The sequence below is a fragment of the Neisseria subflava genome, from assembly GCF_003044645.1.
Taxonomy (GTDB): domain Bacteria; phylum Pseudomonadota; class Gammaproteobacteria; order Burkholderiales; family Neisseriaceae; genus Neisseria; species Neisseria subflava_B.
In genome coordinates, this window is record NZ_POXL01000003.1 from 22,913 (window position 1) to 47,827 (window position 24,915).

Sequence of the window (24,915 nt, forward strand, 5' to 3'; positions counted from 1 at the left end):
AGACGGCCTTTTTATTAGCTGCAATTAAAACGATTCGTCAGCGCGTAAATAACGCCATTTTCCCGGCGGCAGTCTGCCGAGTTTGACTTTACCCATGCGGATGCGTTTCAAACCGACGACGCGCAGGCCGACCAGTTCGCACATGCGGCGGATTTGGCGTTTTTTGCCTTGTCGCAAAATAAAGCGCAACTGGTCTTCGTTTTGCCATTCGACTTTGGCGGGGCGCAATTTTTCTCCGTCCAAACTCAAGCCGTGGTTGAGCAGGGCGAGGCCTTTGTCGTCCAGTTTGCCACGGACGCGGACAAGGTATTCTTTTTCGCTACTGCTGTTTTCGCCAATCAGCTGTTTGGCAATGCGGCCGTCCTGAGTGAGTACCAACAATCCGACAGAATCAATATCCAGGCGGCCGGCAGGGGCTAAGCCGAATTTGTGCTTTTCGCTGAAAGGGATACGGCTGTCGTCGCCTTCCCAGTGGTTGTCGGCGGTAATGAGTTCAGTGGCGGATTTATAGCCTTTTTCTGCCTGCGCACTGACGTAGCCGACGGGTTTGTTCAGCAGGATGGTTACACGCGCTGCTTGTTTTTCATGAGCTTTTTTATTGAGGTCGATGCGGTCGCGCTCGGTAACTTTTTGACCGAGTACGGCGGTTTGGCCGTTGACTTTGACCCAGCCTTGCTCGATGTAGCTGTCTGCCTCGCGGCGCGAGCATAAGCCCAATTGCGCCATGCGTTTGGAGAGGCGCATGGTTTCGGAATCGTTGTTTTGCATGGTATGGCAATATAGAGAAATGGGAATGTCGGATTATAGCATTGACCGTTTGTCAGGCCGTCTGAAAACTGAATTTTTGGGTTTTCAGACGGCCTTTCGTTTGCTATATGTTAAGGAATATTTAGTTTTGAAGTAAAAAATGAAGGGTATATTGTCTGTTTGTGTTAACCTTACGGACGAACTAATCATTTTGTTTTCAGTCGAATTGGGGTTGAAATGACATTTCACTCATGAAATCATGAAGACTATAATGACTGGTCTTTCTGAAGCGCATTAAGGCAGTTTGTCGCTAAAGCAAGCCTTGGTGCATCACGTTTTAAGGATAAATCAATGAAATCGCTCAAATCATTTTTGATCTGGGGCATTGTGGTTTTGGTAGGCTTGGCCTCCTTTACTACTTTAGCTCTCAGCCGTGGCGAGCAAGTCAGTGCGATTTGGATGGTTACGGCCGCCATTTCGGTATACTGCATTGCCTACCGTTTCTACAGCCTTTACATTGCCAACCGTGTGATGCAGCTTGATCCTAACCGTCTGACTCCGGCAGAACGCCACAATGACGGCTTGGACTATGTTCCCACACATAAAGGCGTACTGTTCGGCCACCACTTTGCCGCTATTGCCGGCGCAGGCCCTCTGGTTGGCCCTGTATTGGCAGCGCAAATGGGTTATCTGCCCGGTACTTTGTGGATTATCTTCGGCGTGGTATTTGCCGGTGCCGTACAGGATATGATGGTACTGTTTGTTTCTATGCGCCGTGACGGTAAGTCTTTGGGCGATATCGTGAAACAAGAACTCGGTACCGTCCCGGGCGTGATTGCATCCATCGGTATTTTGATGATTATGGTCATCATTATGGCGGTGTTGGCGTTGATTGTTGTGAAAGCATTGGTTCACAGCCCTTGGGGTACGTTCACCATCGCAGCGACTATGCCGATTGCCCTGTTTATGGGTATCTACACTCGTTATATCCGTCCGGGCAAAATTGGCGAGATTTCCATCGTCGGCTTCATTTTGCTGATGTTGGCCGTGATTTACGGTGAAGATGTTGCCCACAGCTCCTTTGGTCACTGGTTTGACCTTGACGGCATTCAGCTGACTTGGGCGATTATGATTTACGGTTTCGTGGCTTCCGTATTGCCGGTTTGGCTCTTGCTGACTCCGCGCGACTATCTGTCTACCTTCCTGAAAATCGGTACGATTGCAGCTTTGGCTTTGGGTATCGTTATTGTTAACCCAACCCTGCAAATGCCTGCAGTTACCCACTTTATCGATGGTTCAGGTCCAGTATTCTCCGGCGCATTGTTCCCATTCTTGTTCATTACCATTGCTTGTGGTGCGGTTTCAGGCTTCCATGCGTTGATTTCTTCAGGTACCACGCCAAAAATGGTGGAAAACGAAACCCACGTCCGCATGATCGGTTACGGTGGCATGATTATGGAAAGCTTTGTGGCCATTATGGCGCTGGCTGCCGCCGCTTCGCTTGATCCAGGCGTGTACTTCGCGATGAACAGCCCGGCCGCGCTGATTGGTACAGATGCCAACACTGCAGCCGAAGTCATTACCACCAAACTGAACTTCTCTGTTGATGCCGCAACTCTGTTGCATACTGCTAAAGAAGTGGGCGAAAACACCATTCTGTCCCGTGCAGGCGGTGCGCCAACCCTTGCAGTCGGTATGGCACACATCATGAGCCGTCTGATTCCGGGTGAAGCCATGATGGCATTCTGGTATCACTTTGCCTTGCTGTTTGAAGCCTTGTTCATCCTGACCGCAGTTGACGCCGGTACACGCGTTGCCCGTTTCATGATTCAAGACTTGGGCAGTATCTTCTACAAACCATTCGGTAACACCGACTCTATCCCTGCCAACTTGGTTGCCACATTCTTTGCCGTGGCATTGTGGGGTTACTTCCTCTATACCGGCGTAACCGACCCTCTGGGCGGTATTAACTCGCTCTGGCCGTTGTTTGGTATCGCCAACCAAATGCTTGCAGGCGTAGCGTTGATTATGTGTACCGTTGTATTGGTAAAAATGAAACGCGACCGCTATGTTTGGGTAACCTTGGTTCCCGCTGTCGGCGTATTGTTCGTAACCTGCTATGCCGGTTTGCAAAAACTGTTCCACAGCGATCCGCGCGTCAGCTTCTTGGCTCACGCAGGCAAATACCGCGATGCCTTGGCTTCAGGCGAAGTCCTCGCTCCTGCTAAAGACATTGGCGAAATGTCACAAATCATCTTCAACGACCAAATCAATGCCGGTCTGACCGCTTTGTTCTTGGCAGTTGTCGTGATTGTCGCCGTGTACGGTTTGCGTACCGCCATGAAAGCCCGCAAAGTCGGCTGGCCAACTGCTAAAGAAATTCCAGCAGTGTACCGCGACGGTAAACAGCCGGAGGCTCAAAGTGAAGCATAAGCTTGCCTCTTGGTGGAAAACCATCAAGCTGACAGCAAACTTGATGGCCGGTGTTCCAGATTATGAAAACTACGTTGCCCGTCAGCGCAAACATAATCCCAATGCACCGGTCATGACCGAGCTGCAATTCCAAGACTACTGCCGCAAACGCCGTTGCGGCAGCAACGGCGGACGCTGTTGTTAATGAAGGCATAAAAAGGCCGTCTGAAAATACTTTCAGACGGCCTTTCATTATGGAATATCAATAAACATCAAAGATTTTGTCTTGTCATCAATATTTAATCGAACAACTTGCCAATATTTACTCTTCTTCGAGCAGTACCAGCGGACGCTGTATTTTTCTGAGCTCTTCCACCTCGTCCAACAGCCGCATAATCAGCCCCAATGCGGGAATGCCGGCCTCAAAATCACGGCTTAAGCGTTGTGCGCGACGGATGCGGGCAAGATGAAAACCACTGAAGGTGCTTTTTTCGGGCGCACCATCTATGCTGATGATGTCTTCTGCTATAAGTTCCAACAGCCAATCACGACGGCAGCGGCTGGCGGCAACGATTTCTTCAAAAGTAAGGGTAACATCGGAGGACTGAATCATAATTTATCCTTTCTCTTATGCTTGTTTCGCGGCAAAGTGTTCGGCCAATTTTTCCCATGCGGCACGGTCGGCTTCGCTCTCTACTGGCGGAACATTAATGCGGATATTGAGATAAAGGTCTCCGGCTTCTTTTGCAGGAATACCTTTGCCTTTGAGGCGGATGCTTTTACCGCTTTGGCTGTTGGCAGGCAGATTGACCTGTAAGCGGCCTGAAGCGGTAGGGACGATGATTTTGCCGCCCAATACGGCTTCCCAAGGTTTGACATCTATTGTTTGATATACGTCTTTCCTGTTTTTTACGTATAAATCAGGTTGGTCGTGGAACTTGATTTTTAAGTACAAGTCACCGTTTTCTCCACCGTTATATCCCGGCAAACCTTGGCCGGCCAAACGGATTTGTTGGCCTTCTGCAATGCCTTTGGGGATTTTGACGTTGAGGGTTTTATTTTGATAAACCGCACGTCCGTATTCGTCTAGAGTCGGCACATTCAAAGTCATGCTACGTTCTGCGCCAACATACGCTGCGTAAATATCAATACTCAATTCAGCATGTTGATCCTCGCCTTTTATTGGGCCGCGGGGTTGCTCGGAACGAGTGTGGGATTGGCGGAATGATGAAAACAGATCTTCAAAATTGAAGTCTCCCGCTCCGAATGGTTCGCCTTCATGACGTTCATAGTGGAAGCCGCCACCGTTAAATCCATTGCCAAACGGATTGCCGCCTTGACCGAACGGATTGCCTCCGGTGCTGCGTCCGTAAGGATTAGCCAACATTTCATCGTATTCGGCCCGCTTTTCTTTGTCGGAAAGCGTTTCGTAGGCACGGTTGATTTCTACCGTACGTTCGGCTGCGTCAGGTTCTTTGCTGACATCGGGGTGGTATTTGCGTACCAGTTTTCGGTAGGCTTTTTTGATTTCGGCCTCATCCGCATCTTTGGCAACGCCTAGTATTTCATAATAGTTTTTTTCTGCCATGTTATTCCTTTGACTGCTCATATACAAAATTCTTATAGTTTTAATAATTGAGGGTAGATATTCTAAAATCAAGGGCATTGGAAATAAAATTCTCTATTTCTGACAATGATTAATGGGTAATTTATTTCTTTGTTTTTAGAGAAATAGAAAATATAAAGGCCATCTGAAATACGGTTTTTCAGACGGCCTTTATCAAATTGGGGGTTTATTTGTCGTGAGCATTTTTTTGTTCGCGGACCACCCATTGGGCAATATCTGAACCCAATACTTTAGAAGTGCGGTTCAAGACGGCGCAAGAGCTCTTATAAGCACCAAACATGCCGCCGGAAGAGTTGCGGGTAAAGGTTTTTTTACTGACTTGTTTACCGTCAACATACAAAGTGGCAGAAACCGCCATCCCTTTGGCGTGGCCGATAAAGGCATTGCCTGCACTCATGGCGGAAGTGATGGCGATATCTGCGTATGTGCCTTGTTTTTTACCGTCACGGACAACCGTTACATCGCTTTTGGCTGCAGTTTCTTGCAAAGATTTGGACATGATGCCGCCCACTTCTAAACACTCGGAAACAATACGGGTATCGATTTCTTCTTTATCGCGGTAAGGAATGCTTTCATCAATATGGACATCTGCGCTGGCAAATGCAGATGCAAACAAGAATGCGGTTGCAAGGATACGGTTAGGAGACATAGTAGGGTACCTGAAATGGAATGTTAAAAAGAGTTGTTATTGTATAACGGCATTTACACTCAATCAACATAAGTTAAATAGGAAAAGATTTTGTTGAAATAGCTGTTATAGCAAGATAATCAAAAGGCCGTCTGAAATACTGCTATTCAGACGGCCTTTTGATTGGGGCATTAATTTGTTCTGGTCAAATAAGGCAGGGGATCGACTGCTTTGCCGTTTAGACGAACTTCAAAATGAAGCTTGACGCTGTCTGTATCGCTGCTGCCCATGGTGGCGATAACTTGACCTGCTTGGACTTTTTGATCTTTTTGTACCAAAAGCGTGTCGTTGTGGGCATAGGCGGTAATGGTGTAGTCGTTGTGGCTGATTAAAATCAGCTTGCCGTAGCCGCGGACTTCTTCGCCAACGTAGATGACGGTACCGGCTGCGGCGGAGCGGATTTGTTGGCCTTGTGTGCCTGCAATATCTATGCCTTTGCTGGTTGTGCCGTTATAGCGTTGGATAATGGAGGATGAGGCGTTATCGGTCGGCCATTGCAGGTTCAATCGGTTGATCGGGGTAACGGCAGTGGTTTGGCGTTGCTGTGGTGCAGTGCTGCGGGAGGCAACATGACGGCGGACGCGCAATACTTGGCCGACTTCGATTTGTGAGGCGTTGGGAAGGTTATTCCATGCAACCAGTGTATTGACGTTTTGTCCGTAGCGTTTGGCAATTTGGATCAGGGTATCGCCGGGGCGGACTTTGTAGTAGCCGTCGGGTACGGAGCGGTTGGAAGAGGTATTGTTGCCGGCGCAGGCTGCTAAGACGACAATGGTGCTGATGAGTGCCAGACGTTTCAAGGCCGTCTGAAAGGTGGAAATAAAGTTTGTATTCATGGGATATTTCAAAATGTATCGTTATGCTGTGTATGATAGATAGGAAGAGTGGAAAAAGGTTCACTCAAAAGGTATGGGGTAAAATACAGAAAGGCAGTATATTAACATTGAAAATTTGTGGATATAGTGGCATATTTTTTTATCATTTTGATGATAAAGAATTTTTTTGATAAGGTAAAAGAAAGTGAAAGTTTTTTCAGACGGTATTGAATAAGGCAATAAAAATCCCCTGCCGAGATAGACGGGCAGGGGATTTTTGTCTTATCGAATTTATTTGTTCAATTCGTTAGCCAGATACAGCCAGGTTTCAATGACGGTATCAGGGTTGAGCGATACGCTCTCGATACCTTCTTCAACCAGCCATTTGGCAAAGTCCGGATGATCTGATGGACCTTGACCGCAAATGCCGACGTATTTGTTTTGTTTGCGGCAAGCAGAGATTGCCAAGTGCAACATCACTTTAACGGCAGGGTTGCGCTCGTCGAAGGAGTCAGATACCAAGCCGCTGTCACGGTCGAGGCCGAGGGTCAGCTGGGTCATGTCGTTAGAGCCGATGGAGAAGCCGTCGAAGTATTGCAGGAATTGTTCTGCCAATACAGCGTTGCTTGGCAATTCGCACATCATGATCAGGCGCAGACCGTTTTTGCCGCGTTCCAAACCGTTTTCTTTCAGGGCTTTAACCACAGCTTCTGCTTCACCCAAAGTACGGACGAATGGAATCATGATTTCGACGTTGGTCAAACCCATTTCGTCACGGACGCGTTTCAAGGCTTTGCACTCGAGTGCGAAGCAGTCTTTGAAGCTTTCAGCGACATAACGCGCCGCGCCCCGGAAGCCCAACATTGGGTTTTCTTCGTGCGGTTCGTAGATGCTGCCGCCCACCAAGTTGGCGTATTCGTTGGATTTGAAGTCAGACATACGGACGATGGTTTTGCGTGGGTAAACCGAAGCAGCCAAAGTTGCCACGCCTTCTGCGATTTTATCGACATAGAAGTCGACAGGAGAAGCGTAGCCGGCGATGCGGCGGGTAATTTCCGCTTTCAATTCGTCGTCTTGTTTGTCAAATTCCAACAAAGCTTTAGGGTGGATACCGATTTGACGGTTGATGATGAATTCCATACGTGCCAAGCCGATGCCTTCGCTAGGCAGGTTGGCGAAGCTGAATGCCAATTCAGGGTTACCAACGTTCATCATCACTTTGACAGGGGCTTTAGGCATATTGTCCAAAGCAACATCGGTAATTTGTACGTCCAGCAGACCGGAGTAGATGAAGCCGGTATCGCCTTCGGCACAAGATACGGTAACTTCTTGGCCTTCGGACAGCAGATCGGTAGCGTCACCACAACCTACAACAGCCGGAATACCCAATTCACGCGCGATAATCGCTGCGTGGCAGGTACGGCCGCCGCGGTTGGTCACGATGGCAGAAGCACGTTTCATTACCGGCTCCCAATCCGGGTCGGTCATGTCGGTAACGAGTACATCGCCTGCTTCAACGGAATCCATCTCTGAAGCATCTTTCACCAAGCGAACTTTACCTTGGCCAACTTTTTGACCGATGGCACGGCCTTCGCACAAGACGACTTTTTCGCCGTTGATAGAGAAGCGACGCAGATTGCGGCTGCTGTCTTCTTGGGATTTCACGGTCTCAGGACGGGCTTGCAGGATGTAGAGTTTGCTGTCCAAACCGTCGCGACCCCATTCGATGTCCATTGGGCGGCCGTAGTGTTTTTCGATGGTCAGCGCGTAATGGGCCAACTCTGTAACTTCGGCGTCGGTAATGGAGAAGCGTTGACGGTCTTCTTCAGGTACATCGACGTTGGTCACAGATTTACCGGCTTCGGCTTTGTCGGTAAAGATCATTTTGATTTGTTTCGAACCCATGGTTTTGCGCAGGATAGCCGGTTTGCCTGCTTTCAAAGTAGGTTTGAATACATAGAATTCGTCAGGGTTGACCGCGCCTTGTACGACGTTTTCGCCCAGGCCGTAAGAAGAGGTAACGAAAACGACTTGGTCGTAACCGGATTCGGTATCGATGGTGAACATCACGCCGGAGGCGCCGCTGTCAGAGCGCACCATGCGTTGTACGCCGGCTGAAAGGGCAACGATGTCGTGTTCGAAGCCTTTGTGGACACGGTAAGAAATGGCACGGTCGTTGTACAGGGAAGCGAATACATGGTGCATGGCTTCTTTAACGTTTTCCAAGCCGTTGATGTTCAAGAAGGTTTCTTGTTGACCGGCAAAAGAAGCATCCGGCAAGTCTTCTGCTGTTGCGGAAGAACGTACGGCAACGGAAATGTCCGCACCGCCGGCATCAGCAACCATTTTGTTCCAAGCTGTTTCGATTTCAGCATCCAGCTGGTCAGGGAACGGAGTATCCAAAATCCATTGACGGATTTCTTTACCCACGCGCGCCAACTCGGCAACGTCTTCAACATCCAGTTGTTTCAGGGCTTCGGAAATACGCTCGCTCAGACCATTGTGAGCCAGGAAAGCACGATAAGCTTCGGCTGTGGTTGCAAAACCGCCGGGAACGCGCACGCCTTTTTCAGTCAGTTGGCTGATCATTTCGCCCAAAGAGGCATTTTTACCGCCCACTCGCTCAACGTCAGTCATACGCAGGTTTTCAAACCAAATAACGTAGTTTTCGGCCATTTGTGTGTCCAATCCAATCCAAAAAATGTTAAAAAAGAAACAAATCCGCCTGCTTATTGTAGCCATTCGTTTGATGGCTGTCATGTGTTTTATCTTTTTAAAAATCACAAATTCGTCTGTGATATTGTGCTTTTCAGGCGTGTAGCCTTCTGAAATGTGAATATCAGATTCATGTTTTTACGTGTTATCTTCTTGTTAAATATGGAAAACAAAATAAGTTAATAAATTTGATAAACAAGATTTATTTTGCAATTTTAGAATAAAATTCTACAAAATAGAAAAAAATAAAATTTTGTGCCAATTTAAAAATTGTTCAAATTTGTTGTAATCCTGTGTAATCTGTCGGGAATCGCTTTATTGCAAAGGCTGTAACTGCTATGATTGCCGTCTGAAACGTTACCCTCAAGAGGATTCATTATGACTGATCCACGCCAAGTCTTCTATATTTCCGACCGAACCGGCCTGACCGCTGAAAATATCGGTGAAGCCTTGCTGAACCAATTTGGCAATGTTGAGTTCAAACGCCATACCTATCCGTTTATCGATACGCCTGAAAAAGCACGTGCTGTTGTAGACAAAGTCAACCAGTCAGCTGAAAAATTCGGCGTGCGCCCGATTGCTTTTGTCAGTGTGGTCAATGACGAAATCCGTGAAATCATCAAGAAAGCCAATGCGTTCCATATTAATTTCTTTGAAACCTTTCTCGGTCTTTTGGAAAAGGAACTCAATACGGAGGCGGTTGCCGCCCAGCAGGGGCACCACAGTATCGGCAATACCCAACGCTATGATGCGCGTATGGAGGCGGTCAATTTTTCACTGAATCATGATGACGGTGTCAGCGATAAAAACCTGCAGGAAGCGGATGTGATTTTGATGGGCGTGTCCCGTTCGGGCAAAACGCCGACCTGTCTCTATCTGGCCCTGCAATACGGTATCCGCGCCGCAAACTATCCATTGATTCCCGATGATTTGGAATCGACCGATTTGCCGCGTATGGTCAAACCTTATAAAGACAAGCTGTTCGGCTTGACCATTCAGCCTGAGCGTCTGCAGGCTATCCGTCAGGAACGCCGTCCTAATTCGACTTATGCCAAAATCGATACTTGCCGCAGCGAGATTGCCGATGCGCAAAATATGTTCAAACGCCACGGTGTGCCGTTTACCAATACAACGGATAAATCTGTGGAAGAACTTGCCGTTCATATCTTGCAGGCTTGTAAGTTGAAACGCCGTTTCTAAATGAAATGATAAAAGGCCGTCTGAAATTTCAGACGGCCTTTTTTTATTTTGTGTATTAAGTCTTAGGCAGGGTAACACCGGTTTGTCCCATGTATTTGCCGTTGCGGTCTTTGTATGAAGTTTCGCAGACTTCATCGCTTTCAAAGAACAAGACTTGAGCCACGCCTTCGCCTGCGTAGATTTTTGCCGGTAGCGGCGTGGTGTTGGAAAACTCAAGCGTAACGTAGCCTTCCCACTCAGGCTCGAACGGGGTAACGTTGACGATGATGCCGCAGCGAGCATAGGTGGATTTACCTAAGCAGACGGTCAGGACGTTGCGCGGGATACGGAAATATTCGACTGTGCGTGCCAGTGCAAAGGAGTTGGGCGGAATGATGCAGCAGTCGTCTTCGACTGTAACGAAGTTTTTCGGGTCGAAATTTTTCGGGTCGACGATGGTGCTGTTGATATTGGTGAAGATTTTAAATTCATTGGCGCAACGGATGTCGTAGCCGTAGCTGGATGTGCCGTAGGAAATGATGCGCTGGCCGTTGGCCTCTTTGATTTGGTTGGGCTCAAACGGCTCAATCATGCCGTGTTCTTCGGCCATGCGGCGTATCCATTTGTCGGATTTAATGCTCATGGTGATTGTCCTGGGATAAGGGTTGTTTGGAAATTCTTTAAAATCAACACAACAGCCTTATAAGCAGGCTTGTTCATTGATGTTTCAGACGGCCTAAAAGCCGGATAAGGCCGTCTGAAAGGCTGTTTATTTGGTTTTGGAAGCGGATTTCTTAGGCAGTTTGACTTCTTTAATCATACCGTCTTCGCATTTCATGATGAAGACTGGTGTGCCGTTTTGGGAGGCGGTAAAGTTTCCGTGCGCCCTGCCTTTTTTGAACACGCCCTCCAGCGTCATATTGCGTAATTTAGCGCTGTTGGAGGAGAAAGGTTCAATAAAGGTTTCGCTGTTGCCGGAAACGGTATATACGCCTTTGCCGTCAAATTTGCCGTTTTTAAAGGCGCCGACATAGCTGCGGCCGTCTTGGCATTTCCATGCGCCTTTGCCGGATGGTTTGCCGTCTTTGCCGACATCGCCATCATAAGCGCAACCTTTTTCCTGATAAGGATTGATGGTTTCGGCAATGGCAGGCGTACCCAGCATGAAGGCGACGGGAAGTAGGGCAAGGTATTTCATCATGATTGTTCCTTTTTGCAGGCGGTTTCAGACGGCCTGATATTGGGATTCAAAAGTCAGCAGGGTTTCAGCAATGCGGCGTGGCAATATGGCTAAAGCGTGTTCGCGCATGGATGCAGGGATACCGTAGTAGGCTTCGGCAATACTGCCGGTAATGGCCGCCAAGGTATCGCTGTCTCCGCCCAGGGAAACCGCCAGTCGGATGGCGTGTTCAAAATCATCGCTTTCAAGAAAGGCGGTAACTGCTTGAGGTACGGTTTCCTGACAGCTTTCGTTGAAATGATAATGCGGACGGATTTGGTCGCAACTTTGGCTCAAATCGTAGCCGAATTGTCGCGTAATGTTTTCTTTGATTTGCGCTTTGCCCATACCGGTACGCGCCCAAAAGACGGCGGCGGCTACGGCTTGCGCGCCTTTAATGCCTTCCGGGTGGTTGTGCGTTACGGCGGCGGATTGTTCGGCAAAATGCAGGGTTTCTTCCAATGTGGCAAATGCCCAACCAACGGCAGAAACACGCATGGCCGAGCCGTTGCCCCAGCTATTATAGGGTTCTGGATCTTCCCATTCTATCCATTGTGAGAAGCGTCCGCCATATGCGCCTTTAGGGCAGGGATATGCCCTACACCAGCCTTGCAAAATAGAGGCCAAATTATTGTTGCAGCCTTGTAAAACCCAATCGGCAATGGCAACAGTGCAAATCGTGTCATCGGTAAAGTCGCTGTCGAGGCTGAAAATGTCAAAATCAGTGTGACGGTAGTTGTCAAACTCGAATCGTGATCCGGCAATATCGCCAATGACTGCGCCCAACATCATGACATCCTTTCTGATACTTCTATTTATCTTTCAGACGGCCTTTGATATTTCCCAATCAAAAGGCCGTCTGAAAAATTACTCTTGCCAGCCGCCCAAATAAGAAACCAGTTCTTCCAACATGGTGCTGATGGCTTCGGTCATCAGGATTTGCGAGGCAAAGGCGAGGCTGGCGGCATCGTCGCCGTTGCTTTCGGCTTCTTCTTGCAAAACGTCCAGATACTGGATGCGTTTGAGTGTAAAGTCTTGGGTAAGGATGAACGCGATTTGTTCGCGCCATACCAAGCCCAGCTGGGTAACGGTTTTGCCGTTTTTGACGTGTTGTACCACTTCGTCGGCGGTCAGGTCTTGTTTGGAAACTTTGACGACCGGAACAACATCGCCTACGCCTTTGAGTTCGCAATCGCTGTCCAATTCAAAACCGCCTTCGCAATGGCCTTGCAGCAGCCAGCTGGTCATCAGGGAAGAGGGCGATTGTTTGGTGTTGGGCAGCGAGGCTTCTAAACCGCCCAACGCTTCGCGCAGTTTGGTCAGGATGTTTTCCGCTTTGGCAGATGCGGCATTGTTGACCAAAAGATACCCGTGGCGCGTGTCGAAAATCGCTTGCGTGCGGCTGCTGCGCGTAAAGGCACGGGGCAGCAGGTCGTCGGTAATCTGCTCTTTCAGCTCTTGTTTTTCCTTGCGGCCGACATTGCGCGCTTCGTTGTTTTGGATTTCCAAAACCTTTTCATCCAAAATATCGCGGATCACGCCGGCGGGTAGGACTTTTTCTTCTTTTTTCAGGGCTACGCGCCAAGTGTAATCGGCAGGGAAAACCAACTCGGGTGAAAAGGAAACCGGCGTGGCAAAGCCTTCGCTAAACCAGTCCAAACCCTGACAATGGGCAAATTCGGATTGCGCCAATTTGTCGGTAAGGACTTCCAATTCGGGCAATTTGTCTTTGTTGAGCGGATAAAAACTGATTTGCTTAAACCACATGGCGAGTTTTCCTTTTTATTAAAACCGGCATTATACAGGGAAAATAACATACGGAAATCGGCAGCATCTTTAAAAATGCAGTAAAGGCGTTGACAGAAGAAAAGGCTTTCTGTATAGTTCGCGCTTCGGTTACGCGCCCATCGTCTAGAGGCCTAGGACACTGCCCTTTCACGGCGGCAACCGGGGTTCGAATCCCCGTGGGCGTGCCAGAATTCTTAAAAAACGCTCCTGCTTTTCGCAGGGGCGTTTTTTGTTTTCAGACGGCCTGTCGCTGTGAAAATATCTTTAAATTGGTTTACAATAATGCCATTCTGAATCTTAACGAGAGAAAACAATGTTAGACATCCAATTGCTCCGCAGCAATACCGCCGCAGTTGCCGAACGTTTGGCCGCCCGCGGTTACGAGTTTGATACCGCGCGTTTCAACGCTTTGGAAGAGCAACGCAAAGCCGTTCAAGTGAAAACAGAAGAGTTGCAGGCTTCGCGCAACAGTATTTCCAAACAAATCGGTGCGTTGAAAGGTCAAGGCAAACACGAAGAGGCTCAAGCTGCGATGGATCAGGTTGCCCAAATCAAGGCGGATTTGGAGCAGGCTGCCGCTGATTTGGATGCCGTTCAGAAAGAATTGGATGCTTGGCTGCTGAGCATTCCGAACCTGCCGCACGAAAGTGTTCCTGTCGGTAAAGACGAAACTGAAAACGTCGAAGTCCGCAAAGTCGGCACGCCGCGCGAATTTGACTTTGAAATCAAAGACCATGTTGATTTGGGCGAGCCTTTGGGTTTGGATTTTGAAGGCGGTGCGAAACTTTCCGGCGCGCGTTTTACCGTGATGAAAGGCCAAATCGCCCGTCTGCATCGCGCTTTGGCTCAGTTCATGCTGGACACGCACACGCTGAAACACGGCTATACCGAACATTACACGCCTTACATTGTGGACGATCTGACCCTGCAAGGTACGGGCCAACTGCCTAAATTTGCAGAAGATTTATTCCACGTTACCCGCGGCGGTGATGAGAGTAAGAAAACGCAATATCTGATTCCGACTGCAGAAGTGACGCTGACGAATACTGTTGCCGACAGCATCGTGGCCGGCAGTGATTTGCCGTTGAAATTGACTGCGCATTCCCCATGTTTCCGCTCCGAAGCGGGCGCATACGGCAAAGACGTGCGCGGTTTGATTCGCCAACATCAATTCGACAAAGTGGAAATGGTGCAAATCGTTCATCCGGAAAAATCATACGAAGCGCTGGAAGAAATGGTCGGACACGCTGAAAATATTTTGAAAGCGTTGGAACTGCCATACCGCGTGATCACTTTGTGTACCGGCGACATGGGCTTCGGCGCAACCAAAACCTACGACTTGGAAGTTTGGGTTCCTGCGCAAAATACTTATCGTGAGATTTCCAGCTGCTCCAACTGCGAAGATTTCCAAGCTCGCCGCATGAAAGCGCGTTTCAAAGATGAAAACGGTAAAAACCGTTTGGTACATACTTTGAACGGCTCAGGCTTGGCTGTCGGCCGTACTTTGGTGGCGGTATTGGAAAACCATCAAAATGCCGACGGCAGCATTAATGTTCCTGCTGCGTTGCAACCGTATATGGGTGGCGTGACCAAATTGGAAGTAAAATAATCGTTGTTTAAATAAAAAGGCCGTCTGAAACTTGGGTTCAGACGGCCTTTTCTATGATTGAACAATTATTTGTTGTGTTGACGGAAATATTCCCATTCTTCGACAACGGTACCGTCAGGCAAGTGGCACACGCCGTATTCGCCACCGTCTTTGTCTTTTTTGATTTCGGATTTGCCGCCTTGTTTGACACAGAATTCAGAAGCAGGATTGGCCACGCCGACGTTAGGAGATTCTTGTTTTTCAGAAGCGGAGCAGGCGGCCAAAGCGGTTGCGGCAGTGAGGCTAAGGATGATGGGTTTGATCATGGCGTGTCTTTCATTTGAAGGATAAAAACAAGCGGATTATAGGGGATGCTTGCGTTTAATTGAGTTAAACAGATTAAAGGCCGTCTGAAAAATTTTCAGACGGCCTTAAGAATTAAGAAGTCAAACCAGATTATTTGGCTGCTTCGGTTTTTTCGCCTTCTTTAGCAAAGTATTTGGCGTAAATTTTGTCGTATTCGCCACTTTCGCGTACTTTTTTCAGCGCATCGTTCAACATTTTGATGGTTGCTTCGTCGCCTTTGCGTGCAGCGATACCGTAGTTTTCGATGGTGAAGTCGGGCAGGGAGATGAAATCTAGGCCTTTGGTCGGGTTGTTTTTCACATAGTTGGCAATGACTGCGCTGTCGCTGACGACGGAATCCAAACCACCGTTTTCCAATTCTTTGATAATCAGGGGAACGCTTTCAAAGCGGGCGATTTTCGGATTATCGTTGCCCAAGAGTTTGGAAACGGAGAAGTCGCCGGTGTAGCCGGTTACCACGCCGACTTTAGCCATGTTTTTCAGGTCTTCGGAGGAAGCTACTTTTTTGCCTTTTGGAACGAGGACAACTTGGGTGATTTCAAAGTATGGATCGCTGAAGAGCATGCTTTGTTTGCGGTCGTCAGTGATGGTTACGCCGGACATAACGATGTCCACGTCGCCGTTGTTCAGAGAAGGGAAGAGGCTTTCCCATGGCTGGTGTTTGAATTCGACTTTGAAGTTGCCGGCTTTGGCCATGGCATTCATCAAGTCAACGTCAAAACCTTCCACTTTGCCGGCAGAATCCAAAGATTCAAATGGGGCAAACTCGGCATTGGAGCCGACGCGGTACACTTTATCGGCAGGAGCAGAGGCATTGTTGCTTTGACCGCCGCAGGCAGTCAGGGCAAGGGCGGAACAAGCGAGGGCAGTGGCCAGCCATTTTTTCATGTTCATGATATGTGCTTTCTTAATAAAATGTTAACGGATAAAATCTTAGTTTAGCATAATTTTGTGAACAAACTAGCCGAAATCAGTGGTCTTTTTCTCGGAAAAATGCGTAGGTTACGTCATGGAAAAGGTCGGTGTGCGGGCTGTCTTCGTAGCTCAATTCTGCCAACGCGTCTTCAAAGGCAAGCTGGATGGATTCTACGGCATCGTTGGCCATGTCGGAGGGCAGGGAACGGATGAGGCCTTTGAGGGCGGTGGCGAGGACGTGGTTTTGCATACGCAAAACGTCGTTGGCTTCTTCCAAGTATTCGAGGCGTTGTTCGATGCTGCTCATGATGTATCCTTGAGGGTGTATTAAATAAAATAGTGATTATATAGTGAATTAATATTAAAATGTGACGCTTGCGCCGGCTTGCCGGATATGTCCAACCATCGACCGCAGTTCAAGCGTTTTTTGTTTGAATGCGGTTCACAATAAAAATGAAAAAACGAGATTATTATGGAAAACAACCGTCTTGACCCCACAGCCCTCGAGGAAGAAGACCTGAATTGGGAAAAACGCTTGGAAAGATTGCGTCAGGCACGACAATTCAATACCGCGCCGACTCATGCACCATTGGTTAAAAAATCGGACGACGCTGTCGATGCTGCGCCCAAAACCGCGCCTAAAAAAGAATATAAACTGGATGCGGGCAATCGTGAAAAAGTATTGGAAGAATATTTGTATCGCTGGCAGTTGGAACACAATACTGCTCTTGCCGACGAGGGCGAAGCAGTAGAAACCGATGCAATGGTGGTTTTGCAGGACAACTGGTTGAGTGCGCAATCGGCGTTGCAGGCTGCAGCTTCAGAGCGTCATATCGAATCGACGCGCACTGTCAGACTGAATCCGAAATCAGGTGCCGTAGATTTTGATGCGCCTGAAGTGGAAGAAACTGAAAAACCGGAAAATGATAATGCGCAAGCGGCTGAAGGAGCGGTTTCAGACGGCCTTGAACCTGAAAAAGAACCGGCCGTCAATGTCCATATCAATGTATTGAACCCGCAAGCGATTGGCCGTCGGGAAGTATTCTGCGTTTCTGAAAAAGATTTGACCGAGCGTCTGATTAAGCGTTTACGCCCCCATGTGGCCGATGCAGTCAACGGCATGATTCGGATTGCCGTGCAAAAACAAATGGCCGTGTTCACTTACCAATTGCAGCAAATGCTCAACGAGCAGGCGCCGGGTTTGGTGGAAGATGTATTGGAACACAACGTCAAACGTATTCTGGACGATATGAAGGTTGAAATGAAATACCGCCGCTGAGTATCCGGGCCGTCTGAAAAGTTTCAGATGGCCTTTGGCATAAATTTCCCTTAAAATTTTGCGAAGCGTGTATAATGGCGGCTCACGTTTTCGTGATAAATATCCTTTCTAAATAGTTGATATGCCCGATGCAGAATCGGGCATTTTTTTTGAGATTGTTATGAATAAAAACAAAATCATTGTATTGCTGATTGCTCTGGTTGCCGTATTTGCCTATCAAAAAATGCAAAACAAGCAGCCGTTACAATCGCAGCATCAGCAGAAAATAGAAGCCGTTCAAAAACAAAACAATGCGGGCGGAGAAAACGCCGATACGGCTCAACAGCAAACCGGTTCGGGCAAACAATCGGCAGAAGCAGTTTTGAAACAGGCGTTTGAAAACGAACAAAGCGATATTCAGGTTGAGGGCGAGGGCACGGTATGGAAAACCCTGCCGGATGACAACAAAGGCACGCGCCACCAACGCTTTATCTTGAAGCTCTCCAGCGGCCAGACGCTTTTGGTGGCACACAATATCGACCTTGCCGATAAGATTAAAGGTTTGAAAAAAGGCGATAAAGTAGCGTTTTACGGAGAATACGAATGGTCGGAGCAGGGCGGCGTTATCCATTGGACGCACCATGACCCGTCAGGTCGGCATACTGACGGCTGGTTGAAACACGACGGCCGCCTTTATCAGTAAAAACGGTTTTCCTGTTTTTTCAGACGGCCTGAAACACGGCCTTCGGCTTGAAAGATGGTAGAAATCGGCGCAAAATGTTAACAAGTTAAACAGACGGAAAAATATTGTTCCGTCCATTGGAATACACAGTAGATTGGAGAATAAATGAACAAAAAACTTCATCCGCAAACGCTGGCCATCCGGGGCGGCAAAGAGCAGACCGAATATCGTGAACACAATCAGGCGCTGTTTTTGACCAGCAGCTTCATGTGGGAAAGCGCACAACATGCGGCAGATTTGTTTTCCAAAAAAATTAAAGGTTTTACCTATACCCGTACAGCCAATCCGACTACTGCCGCTTTTGAAAAACGCATTGCCGCATTGGAAGGCGCAGAGCGCGCGGTAGCCACTTCGACCGGTATGTCTGCAATTCAGGCGGCGTTTTTTACCTTCTTGCAAGCAGGCGACCACGTTGTTTCCAGCCGCAGCCTGTTCGGCACGACCGTCGGTTTCATCAATAACATCGTTACCAAGTTCGGCATCGAAGTCAGCCATGTATCGCCGGTTGATGTAGATGAATGGAAAGCTGCCATCAAGCCCAATACCAAACTGTTTTTCTTGGAAACTCCGTCCAATCCATTGGGCGAAGTTGCCGATTTGGAAGTGCTGGCTGAACTGGCGCACAGCATCGGCGCGCTTTTGGTGGTGGACAATAGCCTCTTGTCGCCCGTCGGTTCGCAGCCTTTGAAACACGGTGCGGATATTTCCGTGTCTTCTGCAACCAAAGCGATTGACGGACACGGCCGCGTGATGGGCGGCGTGTTGGCCGGTTCGGAAGAATTGATGACGCAAGTTGCCGTATATTGCAACTCTTGCGGTTTGGCGATGTCTCCGTTTAACGCATGGCAGCTGTTGAGCGGCGTGGAAACCCTGTCGCTGCGTATGGAAAAACAGTTTGATAATGCGTTAAAAATTGCCCAATGGCTGCAACAACAGCCGCAAGTCCAAGCCGTGTACTACACTGGTTTGCCCGACCATCCGCAAGCTGAACTGATCCGTAAACAGCAAAACGGCGGCGGCATCGTCATCGGCTTTGAAGTCGCCGACCAAGAAGCAGCATGGAAAGTCGTGGACGGCGTGGAGCTTTTCTCCCGTACTGCCAACCTCGGCGATGTGCGTTCAACCATCACCCATCCGTGGACAACCACGCACGGCCGGATGCAGCCTGAAGAAAAACTCGCCGCCAATATCCGCCCGGGCTTGATCCGCCTCTCTGTCGGTTTGGAATACATCGACGATTTGATTGATGATTTGCAACAAGCATTGAACAAATAATCTAAAAACAAATTTCAGACGGCCTTAAATTTTAATAGGCCGTCTGAAAGCAATTAAACACACATCTTAAGAATAAAAGGAAAAAAATAATGACTGAAGCAGAATTCGCCTCATGGGCAATGAAAATCCTACTGAGTGGCCTGATTATCTTTTTGGGCTTTATCGTTTGGAACTTGGGTAAAGAATCCAAAGCCGGCAAATTCGGCATTGCCATGCTCTTCTTGGTTTTGGGCTTGGGTGTGTTTGGGTTCGTATTTAAAGAATTGCTGATTAGTTTTTTGGTATTGCCGAAGTAGGCAGGAAGTTTATTGATAGAACAAGGCCGTCTGAAAAAATGTTCAGACGGCCTTTTGATTTGATGTTTTAAATTACGCCCAATTCTTGCAAGCCGCGCAAGACGCCGTCTTCATCAACACTTGGGCAGACGAATTGTGCGGCCGCTTTGGCTGCTTCTTCGCCATTGTCCATGGCAACGCCAAAGCCGACGGTTGACAGCATTTCCAAGTCGTTGAAGCTGTCGCCGAATGCCATTACTTTGCTCATATCAATGCCCAGTTTTTCCACTGCGTGGGCGATGCCCCGTGCTTTTGAACCTTCTTTGCGCAGCAGGTCCACAGCATATTCATGCCAGCGGACGGATTTGAAGCCTTGTTGCTGAGTTAGCGGTTGCAGGATTTTTTCTTCTTCCTTATCCACAAAGACCAACATTTGATAAACAGGTTGTTTGCGGAAATATTCTTTGTCCGCCAGGAAGTTGGGCAGGATATGCGATAAGCCTTCGGCAACGCGCGGCGAATGGGAGGAAACGGCAATTTCTTGGTTGTTGACGAATGCGTAGTCTATTTTATGTTGTTCAAGCAGGTTAATGGCGGTTTTGATGTCGGCAATATCCAAGGGGTAACTTTGCAGAGGTTCGCCTCGAAAGGAAATATATTGGCCGTTGATGGTAACGAGCATGTCGATACCGCATTCTTGAATCAAGGCTTTGACTTTGGCGGGAATGGCGGCTTCCGGACGGCCGGTGGCAATGGCAGTCAAAACGCCTTTGGCTTTCAATGCGCGCATGGCTTGGGCAACCGAAGGACGCAGGGTATCCGTGTATTTTCGATAGAGGGTGTCGTCGATGTCAAAGAAGATGATTTCAGGGTTGTGCATGGTTTACTCGTTGGACTGGGTATACACAGCTTTCATTGAAAATTGTGTGAACAGCTTGTGTATAAATTGGTTTAGTATTTGATTGCTATTATAAAAATAAGTTCTGATTAAAATTTAGGCAGATTTTTATTTTGAGAATAAAGCGGCAAGTTATTCACAATAGGCCGTCTGAAAATTTGGTTTTCAGACGGCCTTGTTTTAAGCAATCAGACGGATATTTTCTTTGTCTTGCCTGAATTTGTTTTTAATCACGATAGGCAGACTGCTGTCGAAATACCAGCTGCCGTCAGGCAATGCCAACGCGCCGCCGGCGCAGAGCAGGGTAATGCTGTTTCCGGTCAGGGGGTCGGTTTCGGTAATTTCGATTTCATGCGCTTTGCCCCAATCGGTTACGGGGAGTAGGTGGGCAAGCTCGGTAATGCGTTGGTTTTGATGTTTGATGCCGTCGGGTTGGCGGCAGTTGCCGTTGCATTTTCCGACGGCCTCAACTGGGCAGGGTTCGCCCTTTGCGTAGCTGGTCGGCAAAATGTTGAGCGAATCCGGGCAGAGCCTGTGTTCTTGCGACCATTGCGTCAAGGCGCGTTTGGCTGCTTTTTTGTGGGCAAACAAACCGTATGGACGCCAATTTCTTGTGCCGCTGTTTAACAAGACGATGCGTGCTTGAAGGCTGCCGTGTTCGTCAGCGATAAAGCGGACGGTAGAAAACGATGTGGGCTTTTCAGACGGCATCAGTTGGTATTCCTGCATGGTCTGGGCTTTGAGCCATAATGTGTGAAGCTGCCCGACTGCCGGAATAAAACGGATAGAGGCTGCGGCTTTGATGTGCGGCGGCAGTTTTTTGCTGTGCAGCAGGGTGGCGGTTTCACTGTATGCGCGTTCGTGTGCTTCAATGGCTTGGGCTTTGTCGAAATGGTCAAGCCAAACCAATACGCCGTAACTGTCGGGCAGGGCATAGAGCTGTTGTGCGAGCGAATCAGGCAGCCAAGTGGGCAACATTTTCGGATTCATCAATACACGGACGTGTTCGTCCCATTGTTGATGATTTTTTTCTGCCAGACTTAATTCTAGATAATCACATAATGCGACAACATCAGTCATAGCGTGGTGGCGGTTGGCCGTCTGAATGCCGGTGCGTTCGATAATGCTGTCGAGACTGTGTTTGTAAAACTCAGGATAGAGACGGCGCGACAGTTGAACCGTACAGAGCGAGGGTGCGGCAAAGTCAGTATGGATACGGGCAAACTCGTGGCGCAGGAAGGTGTAGTCAAAGCGGCTGTTGTGGGCAACAACCACTGCACCTTGCAATAGCGGCAACAAATCGGCTGCAATATCGGCAAAGACAGGCGCGTTTTTCACTGTTTCATCATGAATCCCGGTCAGTCTGGCAACAAATTCGGGAATGCTGCGGCAAGGATTGACCAATTGCTCGTAATGTGTGGCGCGTCCTTGCTCAAAACGAACAAGGGCGACTTCCGTTATCCTGTCTTGATAGAAATTTCCACCGGTCGTCTCCAAATCCACCACGACCACAGGCCGTCCCAAACGGGAAAATGCTTCGGATAAGAGCGGCCAGTGTGCGAAATCTGACATTTTATTCTCTGTAAATTCAATAGCAAATGCGCATTTTACACGCTGTCTGCAAGTTTTCCAAATAAAACGCTTGACAGTAAACAGCCCTCTCTTTATAATTCAAATCTTTCTTGATGCACCCGTAGCTCAGTTGGATAGAGTATCTGGCTACGAACCAGAGGGTCGGGCGTTCGAATCGCTCCGGGTGCGCCACAGAAAATCTCCGCGCCCATCGTCTAGCGGTTAGGACATCGCCCTTTCACGGCGGTAACCGGGGTTCGATTCCCCGTGGGCGTGCCAGTTTATAAAAAAGCGCAATCTGTTTCAGATTGCGCTTTTTTGCGTCTATTGGTTTTGAAATGATTTGAACCTCTCTTTTTATCTGCTAATACAGGTTGGCGTTTGTCATAATCTACTAAAAGCATTTATTATTACATATCTAATAATCATAATTTAAGGGAAAACGTTCATGGCGTGGCGGTTTGTGTTGCCTGCCTGGGTGGTGGGTGTAGTGCTTTCGTTTGCGCTGCCGTTTGTGCCACCATGGTGGGCTTGGTTGTCTGTAATCATTGGCGCGCTTGCGTTGTGTCGAAAATTTGCTGTGGCTTGGTTGGTGCTGGCCGTCTGTGTGGGCATGGTGTTTGGTGTGTGGCGGACCGGGCTGGTGTTGGCTGGTCAATGGCCTGTGGGGGAAGCGGCGGCTAAAGTTTTGACGGTTGAAGTGGCGGATATGCCGCGTGATGATGGTCGACGCGTGCAGTTTGCGGCAAGGGCTTGGGATAAACGTGGGCAGGCTTTTGATTTGATGTTGTCGGATTATCAGCGGCGTGATTGGGCGGTGGGCAGCAGGTGGTCTGTATCGGCGCGGGTAAGGCCGGTGATTGGTGAAGTGAATGTGCGCGGTTTGAACCGTGAAACATGGGCTTTGGCCAATGGTATCGATGGCATGGGTACTTTGGGGCGTGACAGAAAACTCGTGCGGCAAGGTGGCGGTTTGGGTTTGGCTAATATGCGTGATGCGGTAAGCCGGAGTTGGCAGAGAACAGGGGACAAATATCCTGAGTTTTCAGACGGCATAGGGCTGATGCGTGCTTTGAGTATTGGCGAGCAGTCGGCGTTGCGGCCGCCTTTGTGGCAGGCATTCCGTCCTTTGGGGCTGACACATTTGGTCAGTATTTCGGGCTTGCATGTGACAATGGTGGCGGTATTGTTTGCCTGGCTGATCAAGCGAATTTTCCGTTATTTGCCGTGGATTCCGGCAAAACCGCGTGTGTGGATATTGGCTGGTGGTGTTGCCGGTGCTTTGTTTTATGCGCTTTTGGCCGGTTTTTCCGTGCCGACGCAACGCAGTGTGTTGATGTTGGCTGCGTTTGCGTGGGCATGGTGGCGCGGCAGTGGCGGCTCGGGCTGGAAGGCGTGGTGGCAGGCTTTGGCCGTTGTTTTGTTGTTGGATCCGTTGGCCGTATTGGGTGTGGGAACGTGGTTGTCTTTCGGTTTGGTTGCTGCTTTGATTTGGGCTTCATCAGGCCGTCTGAAAGAATCGGGCTGGCGTTTGGCTGTACGGGGGCAATGGGCGGCGACGGTATTGTCGGTGGTATTGCTGGGCTATTTGTTTGCTTCGTTACCTTTGTTCAGTCCGTTGGTCAATGCGCTGGCTATTCCTTGGTTTTCTTGGGTGTTGACGCCGTTGGCTTTGCTGGGTTCTGTTTTCCCGTTCGAACTTGTCCAGTTGGTAGCGGCATTTTTGGCGGAATATACTTTACGCGGTTTGGTATGGCTGGCTACGGTATCGCCTGAATTTGCCGTCGCAGCGGTGCCCGTGCCTTTGCTGGTGTTGGCGATGATGGCGGCTTTGCTGTTATTGTTGCCTAAAGGCATGGGCTTGAAACCTTGGGCATGTCTGGTTTTATTGGGTTTTGTGTTTTACCGTCCTGCCAAGTTGGAGGAGGGGATGGCAAGAGTTACGGTGATGGATGCAGGACAAGGTTTGTCGGTGTTGATACAAACGCGTAACCGCAATCTTTTGTTTGATACGGGAACGGAGCAAGTGGCGCAAACAGGTATTGTACCGAGTTTGAATGCTATGGGTGTGCGCCGTTTGGACAGCCTGATTTTGTCGCACCATGATATTGACCATGACGGCGGTTTTCAAAGTGTGGCGGCTATCGGTGCTGATAAATTGCTTGTCGGACAACCTGAGTTTTATCCGAATGCAGAGTTTTGCCAAGAAGACAAATGGCAATGGGACGGCGTAGATTTTGAGTTACTCAGGCCGTCTGAAAATGCAGGCAAGGAAGATAATGACCAAAGTTGCGTATTGCGTGTTGTGGCAAACGGCAAAGCCTTGTTGATAACCGGCGATTTAGGCGTGAAGGGCGAGGCCGGTTTGATTGAGAAATACGGCAATGCGCTGTATAGCCAAGTGTTGGTATTGGGACAACATCACGGCAGTAGCACGGCTTCGTCGGGCAGCTTTCTGCATACGGTTTCGCCGCAATATGCCGTGGCATCCAGCGGCTATGCCAATGCCTACAAACATCCGACCGTTGCCGTACAAAATCGTGTCCGCGCGCACGGCATTACTTTGTTGAGAACGGATTTGTCAGGCGCGTTGGTGTTTGCTTTGGGACAGGGCGATATATTTCAAGGCCGTCTGAAAAAGGATAAGTTTTATTGGCAGAAGAAACCGTTTGAGTAAAAAGGATAAAAGGCCGTCTGATAGATTTTTCAGACGGCCTTAATATTTTTCATTGACGGGCATTATCCAAATTTTGTGTGAATCCAATTGTGGATAGTTTGGTTTGATATTTGATAATAAAGAATAAATTAATTGTGATGAAAAAATAGGCAGTTTAAA

The 24,915-nt window shown here is 48.7% G+C and carries 24 protein-coding genes and 3 tRNA genes; 12 read left to right on the plus strand and 15 right to left on the minus strand.

Annotated features, from left to right (window positions below):
* Positions 1–24 precede the first annotated feature (24 nt).
* Positions 25–768 carry a pseudouridine synthase gene (locus tag DBY97_RS03765; protein WP_107857492.1) on the minus strand — a complete coding sequence of 248 codons (744 nt, stop codon included), beginning with the start codon at positions 766–768 and terminating at the stop codon, positions 25–27.
* A gap of 330 nt (positions 769–1,098) precedes the next feature.
* Between DBY97_RS03765 and DBY97_RS03770 the strand changes: the two genes are divergently transcribed.
* The gene (locus DBY97_RS03770) at positions 1,099–3,180 is read left to right on the plus strand and encodes a carbon starvation CstA family protein (RefSeq protein WP_107857493.1); all 2,082 of its coding nucleotides are present in this window, start codon (positions 1,099–1,101) and stop codon (positions 3,178–3,180) included.
* Entirely contained in the window at positions 3,170–3,364 is a 195-nt protein-coding gene (locus DBY97_RS03775) for a YbdD/YjiX family protein (RefSeq protein ID WP_049343946.1), read from the plus strand. The genes DBY97_RS03770 and DBY97_RS03775 overlap by 11 nt, the downstream gene beginning before the upstream one ends.
* A 117-nt stretch (positions 3,365–3,481) precedes the next feature.
* On the opposite strand, the gene DBY97_RS03780 is transcribed toward DBY97_RS03775, so the two are convergent.
* The 5 genes from DBY97_RS03780 to ppsA all read right to left on the minus strand — a co-directional run bounded on the left by DBY97_RS03780 (position 3,482) and on the right by ppsA (position 8,965).
* Positions 3,482–3,772 carry a chaperone modulator CbpM gene (locus DBY97_RS03780; protein WP_003747441.1) on the minus strand — a complete coding sequence of 97 codons (291 nt, stop codon included), beginning with the start codon at positions 3,770–3,772 and terminating at the stop codon, positions 3,482–3,484.
* 15 nt (positions 3,773–3,787) lie between these two features.
* Positions 3,788–4,747: a DnaJ C-terminal domain-containing protein gene (locus tag DBY97_RS03785; RefSeq protein WP_107857494.1), complete on the minus strand. Its 960-nt coding sequence runs from the start codon at positions 4,745–4,747 to the stop codon at positions 3,788–3,790.
* Between the two features lie 205 nt (positions 4,748–4,952).
* Positions 4,953–5,435 (minus strand): hypothetical protein, encoded by a 483-nt coding sequence (locus tag DBY97_RS03790; RefSeq protein WP_107857495.1) that lies wholly within the window; start codon positions 5,433–5,435, stop codon positions 4,953–4,955.
* A gap of 170 nt (positions 5,436–5,605) precedes the next feature.
* Entirely contained in the window at positions 5,606–6,310 is a 705-nt protein-coding gene (locus DBY97_RS03795) for a peptidoglycan DD-metalloendopeptidase family protein (protein ID WP_107857496.1), read from the minus strand.
* A gap of 270 nt (positions 6,311–6,580) precedes the next feature.
* Positions 6,581–8,965, minus strand: a complete 2,385-nt coding sequence (ppsA, locus tag DBY97_RS03800; protein ID WP_107857497.1) for a phosphoenolpyruvate synthase — start codon at positions 8,963–8,965, stop codon at positions 6,581–6,583.
* 417 nt (positions 8,966–9,382) lie between these two features.
* On the opposite strand from ppsA, the gene ppsR reads away from it, so the two are divergent.
* Positions 9,383–10,204 (plus strand): posphoenolpyruvate synthetase regulatory kinase/phosphorylase PpsR, encoded by an 822-nt coding sequence (gene ppsR / locus DBY97_RS03805; RefSeq protein ID WP_004520520.1) that lies wholly within the window; start codon positions 9,383–9,385, stop codon positions 10,202–10,204.
* Positions 10,205–10,259: 55 nt separating this feature from the next.
* Here the strand turns inward: ppsR and dcd are convergent, their stop codons facing one another.
* The 4 genes from dcd to DBY97_RS03825 all read right to left on the minus strand — a co-directional run bounded on the left by dcd (position 10,260) and on the right by DBY97_RS03825 (position 13,169).
* Complete coding sequence (dcd, locus tag DBY97_RS03810; protein ID WP_003680541.1) at positions 10,260–10,826, minus strand: dCTP deaminase; 567 nt, start codon at positions 10,824–10,826, stop codon at positions 10,260–10,262.
* A gap of 126 nt (positions 10,827–10,952) precedes the next feature.
* Positions 10,953–11,384 carry a hypothetical protein gene (locus DBY97_RS03815; protein ID WP_107857498.1) on the minus strand — a complete coding sequence of 144 codons (432 nt, stop codon included), beginning with the start codon at positions 11,382–11,384 and terminating at the stop codon, positions 10,953–10,955.
* A gap of 24 nt (positions 11,385–11,408) precedes the next feature.
* Positions 11,409–12,191: an ADP-ribosylglycohydrolase family protein gene (locus DBY97_RS03820; protein WP_107857499.1), complete on the minus strand. Its 783-nt coding sequence runs from the start codon at positions 12,189–12,191 to the stop codon at positions 11,409–11,411.
* A 78-nt stretch (positions 12,192–12,269) separates the two neighbouring features.
* Positions 12,270–13,169 (minus strand): recombination-associated protein RdgC, encoded by a 900-nt coding sequence (locus tag DBY97_RS03825; RefSeq protein WP_107857500.1) that lies wholly within the window; start codon positions 13,167–13,169, stop codon positions 12,270–12,272.
* 133 nt (positions 13,170–13,302) lie between these two features.
* On the opposite strand from DBY97_RS03825, the gene DBY97_RS03830 reads away from it, so the two are divergent.
* Positions 13,303–13,378, plus strand: a tRNA-Glu gene (locus tag DBY97_RS03830).
* 125 nt (positions 13,379–13,503) lie between these two features.
* Entirely contained in the window at positions 13,504–14,799 is a 1,296-nt protein-coding gene (gene serS / locus DBY97_RS03835; protein WP_107857501.1) for a serine--tRNA ligase, read from the plus strand.
* 65 nt (positions 14,800–14,864) lie between these two features.
* Here the strand turns inward: serS and DBY97_RS03840 are convergent, their stop codons facing one another.
* The 3 genes from DBY97_RS03840 to DBY97_RS03850 all read right to left on the minus strand — a co-directional run bounded on the left by DBY97_RS03840 (position 14,865) and on the right by DBY97_RS03850 (position 16,366).
* On the minus strand, positions 14,865–15,104 hold the full coding sequence (locus tag DBY97_RS03840; RefSeq protein ID WP_107857502.1) for a putative hemolysin: 240 nt from the start codon (positions 15,102–15,104) through the stop codon (positions 14,865–14,867).
* A gap of 130 nt (positions 15,105–15,234) precedes the next feature.
* Positions 15,235–16,038 (minus strand): basic amino acid ABC transporter substrate-binding protein, encoded by an 804-nt coding sequence (locus DBY97_RS03845; protein WP_049347925.1) that lies wholly within the window; start codon positions 16,036–16,038, stop codon positions 15,235–15,237.
* 76 nt (positions 16,039–16,114) lie between these two features.
* A complete protein-coding gene (locus DBY97_RS03850; protein ID WP_070588139.1) occupies positions 16,115–16,366 on the minus strand; it encodes an NGO1151 family protein in 252 nt (83 codons plus the stop codon).
* A 165-nt stretch (positions 16,367–16,531) separates the two neighbouring features.
* On the opposite strand from DBY97_RS03850, the gene DBY97_RS03855 reads away from it, so the two are divergent.
* From DBY97_RS03855 to DBY97_RS03870, 4 genes are all read left to right on the plus strand, one after another.
* A complete protein-coding gene (locus DBY97_RS03855) occupies positions 16,532–17,338 on the plus strand; it encodes a hypothetical protein (protein ID WP_107857503.1) in 807 nt (268 codons plus the stop codon).
* Positions 17,339–17,459: 121 nt separating this feature from the next.
* Complete coding sequence (locus tag DBY97_RS03860; protein WP_003747405.1) at positions 17,460–18,020, plus strand: DUF3465 domain-containing protein; 561 nt, start codon at positions 17,460–17,462, stop codon at positions 18,018–18,020.
* Positions 18,021–18,164: 144 nt separating this feature from the next.
* Positions 18,165–19,334, plus strand: coding sequence for an O-succinylhomoserine sulfhydrylase (gene metZ, locus DBY97_RS03865; RefSeq protein WP_107857504.1), 1,170 nt, complete (start codon positions 18,165–18,167; stop codon positions 19,332–19,334).
* Between the two features lie 89 nt (positions 19,335–19,423).
* Positions 19,424–19,630, plus strand: a complete 207-nt coding sequence (locus DBY97_RS03870) for a DUF2788 domain-containing protein (protein ID WP_003680520.1) — start codon at positions 19,424–19,426, stop codon at positions 19,628–19,630.
* 67 nt (positions 19,631–19,697) lie between these two features.
* On the opposite strand, the gene DBY97_RS03875 is transcribed toward DBY97_RS03870, so the two are convergent.
* Together DBY97_RS03875 and DBY97_RS03880 are read right to left on the minus strand one after the other, a co-directional pair.
* Complete coding sequence (locus tag DBY97_RS03875; RefSeq protein WP_107857505.1) at positions 19,698–20,489, minus strand: Cof-type HAD-IIB family hydrolase; 792 nt, start codon at positions 20,487–20,489, stop codon at positions 19,698–19,700.
* A gap of 198 nt (positions 20,490–20,687) precedes the next feature.
* Positions 20,688–22,079: a 3'-5' exonuclease family protein gene (locus DBY97_RS03880; RefSeq protein ID WP_107857506.1), complete on the minus strand. Its 1,392-nt coding sequence runs from the start codon at positions 22,077–22,079 to the stop codon at positions 20,688–20,690.
* A gap of 115 nt (positions 22,080–22,194) precedes the next feature.
* Here DBY97_RS03880 and DBY97_RS03885 point away from each other — a divergent pair.
* The 3 genes from DBY97_RS03885 to DBY97_RS03895 all read left to right on the plus strand — a co-directional run bounded on the left by DBY97_RS03885 (position 22,195) and on the right by DBY97_RS03895 (position 24,756).
* Positions 22,195–22,271 (plus strand) — tRNA-Arg (locus DBY97_RS03885).
* A gap of 12 nt (positions 22,272–22,283) precedes the next feature.
* Positions 22,284–22,358 (plus strand) — tRNA-Glu (locus DBY97_RS03890).
* Between the two features lie 169 nt (positions 22,359–22,527).
* The gene (locus DBY97_RS03895) at positions 22,528–24,756 is read left to right on the plus strand and encodes a DNA internalization-related competence protein ComEC/Rec2 (protein WP_107857507.1); all 2,229 of its coding nucleotides are present in this window, start codon (positions 22,528–22,530) and stop codon (positions 24,754–24,756) included.
* Positions 24,757–24,915: the final 159 nt, after the last annotated feature.

Bases quoted from the DNA above. Each gene is read 5' to 3' on its own strand.
- DBY97_RS03860 (WP_003747405.1), top strand. From the start codon at position 17,460: ATGCCCGATGCAGAATCGGGCATTTTTTTTGAGATTGTTATGAATAAA.
- DBY97_RS03875 (WP_107857505.1), bottom strand. From the start codon at position 20,489: ATGCACAACCCTGAAATCATCTTCTTTGACATCGACGACACCCTCTAT.
- ppsR (WP_004520520.1), top strand. From the start codon at position 9,383: ATGACTGATCCACGCCAAGTCTTCTATATTTCCGACCGAACCGGCCTG.
- ppsA (WP_107857497.1), bottom strand. From the start codon at position 8,965: ATGGCCGAAAACTACGTTATTTGGTTTGAAAACCTGCGTATGACTGAC.
- DBY97_RS03850 (WP_070588139.1), bottom strand. From the start codon at position 16,366: ATGAGCAGCATCGAACAACGCCTCGAATACTTGGAAGAAGCCAACGAC.
- DBY97_RS03855 (WP_107857503.1), top strand. From the start codon at position 16,532: ATGGAAAACAACCGTCTTGACCCCACAGCCCTCGAGGAAGAAGACCTG.
- dcd (WP_003680541.1), bottom strand. From the start codon at position 10,826: ATGAGCATTAAATCCGACAAATGGATACGCCGCATGGCCGAAGAACAC.
- DBY97_RS03765 (WP_107857492.1), bottom strand. From the start codon at position 768: ATGCAAAACAACGATTCCGAAACCATGCGCCTCTCCAAACGCATGGCG.
- DBY97_RS03880 (WP_107857506.1), bottom strand. From the start codon at position 22,079: ATGTCAGATTTCGCACACTGGCCGCTCTTATCCGAAGCATTTTCCCGT.
- metZ (WP_107857504.1), top strand. From the start codon at position 18,165: ATGAACAAAAAACTTCATCCGCAAACGCTGGCCATCCGGGGCGGCAAA.
- DBY97_RS03815 (WP_107857498.1), bottom strand. From the start codon at position 11,384: ATGATGAAATACCTTGCCCTACTTCCCGTCGCCTTCATGCTGGGTACG.
- DBY97_RS03870 (WP_003680520.1), top strand. From the start codon at position 19,424: ATGACTGAAGCAGAATTCGCCTCATGGGCAATGAAAATCCTACTGAGT.
- DBY97_RS03825 (WP_107857500.1), bottom strand. From the start codon at position 13,169: ATGTGGTTTAAGCAAATCAGTTTTTATCCGCTCAACAAAGACAAATTG.
- serS (WP_107857501.1), top strand. From the start codon at position 13,504: ATGTTAGACATCCAATTGCTCCGCAGCAATACCGCCGCAGTTGCCGAA.
- DBY97_RS03840 (WP_107857502.1), bottom strand. From the start codon at position 15,104: ATGATCAAACCCATCATCCTTAGCCTCACTGCCGCAACCGCTTTGGCC.
- DBY97_RS03845 (WP_049347925.1), bottom strand. From the start codon at position 16,038: ATGAACATGAAAAAATGGCTGGCCACTGCCCTCGCTTGTTCCGCCCTT.
- DBY97_RS03820 (WP_107857499.1), bottom strand. From the start codon at position 12,191: ATGTTGGGCGCAGTCATTGGCGATATTGCCGGATCACGATTCGAGTTT.
- DBY97_RS03785 (WP_107857494.1), bottom strand. From the start codon at position 4,747: ATGGCAGAAAAAAACTATTATGAAATACTAGGCGTTGCCAAAGATGCG.
- DBY97_RS03795 (WP_107857496.1), bottom strand. From the start codon at position 6,310: ATGAATACAAACTTTATTTCCACCTTTCAGACGGCCTTGAAACGTCTG.
- DBY97_RS03895 (WP_107857507.1), top strand. From the start codon at position 22,528: ATGGCGTGGCGGTTTGTGTTGCCTGCCTGGGTGGTGGGTGTAGTGCTT.
- DBY97_RS03780 (WP_003747441.1), bottom strand. From the start codon at position 3,772: ATGATTCAGTCCTCCGATGTTACCCTTACTTTTGAAGAAATCGTTGCC.
- DBY97_RS03770 (WP_107857493.1), top strand. From the start codon at position 1,099: ATGAAATCGCTCAAATCATTTTTGATCTGGGGCATTGTGGTTTTGGTA.
- DBY97_RS03790 (WP_107857495.1), bottom strand. From the start codon at position 5,435: ATGTCTCCTAACCGTATCCTTGCAACCGCATTCTTGTTTGCATCTGCA.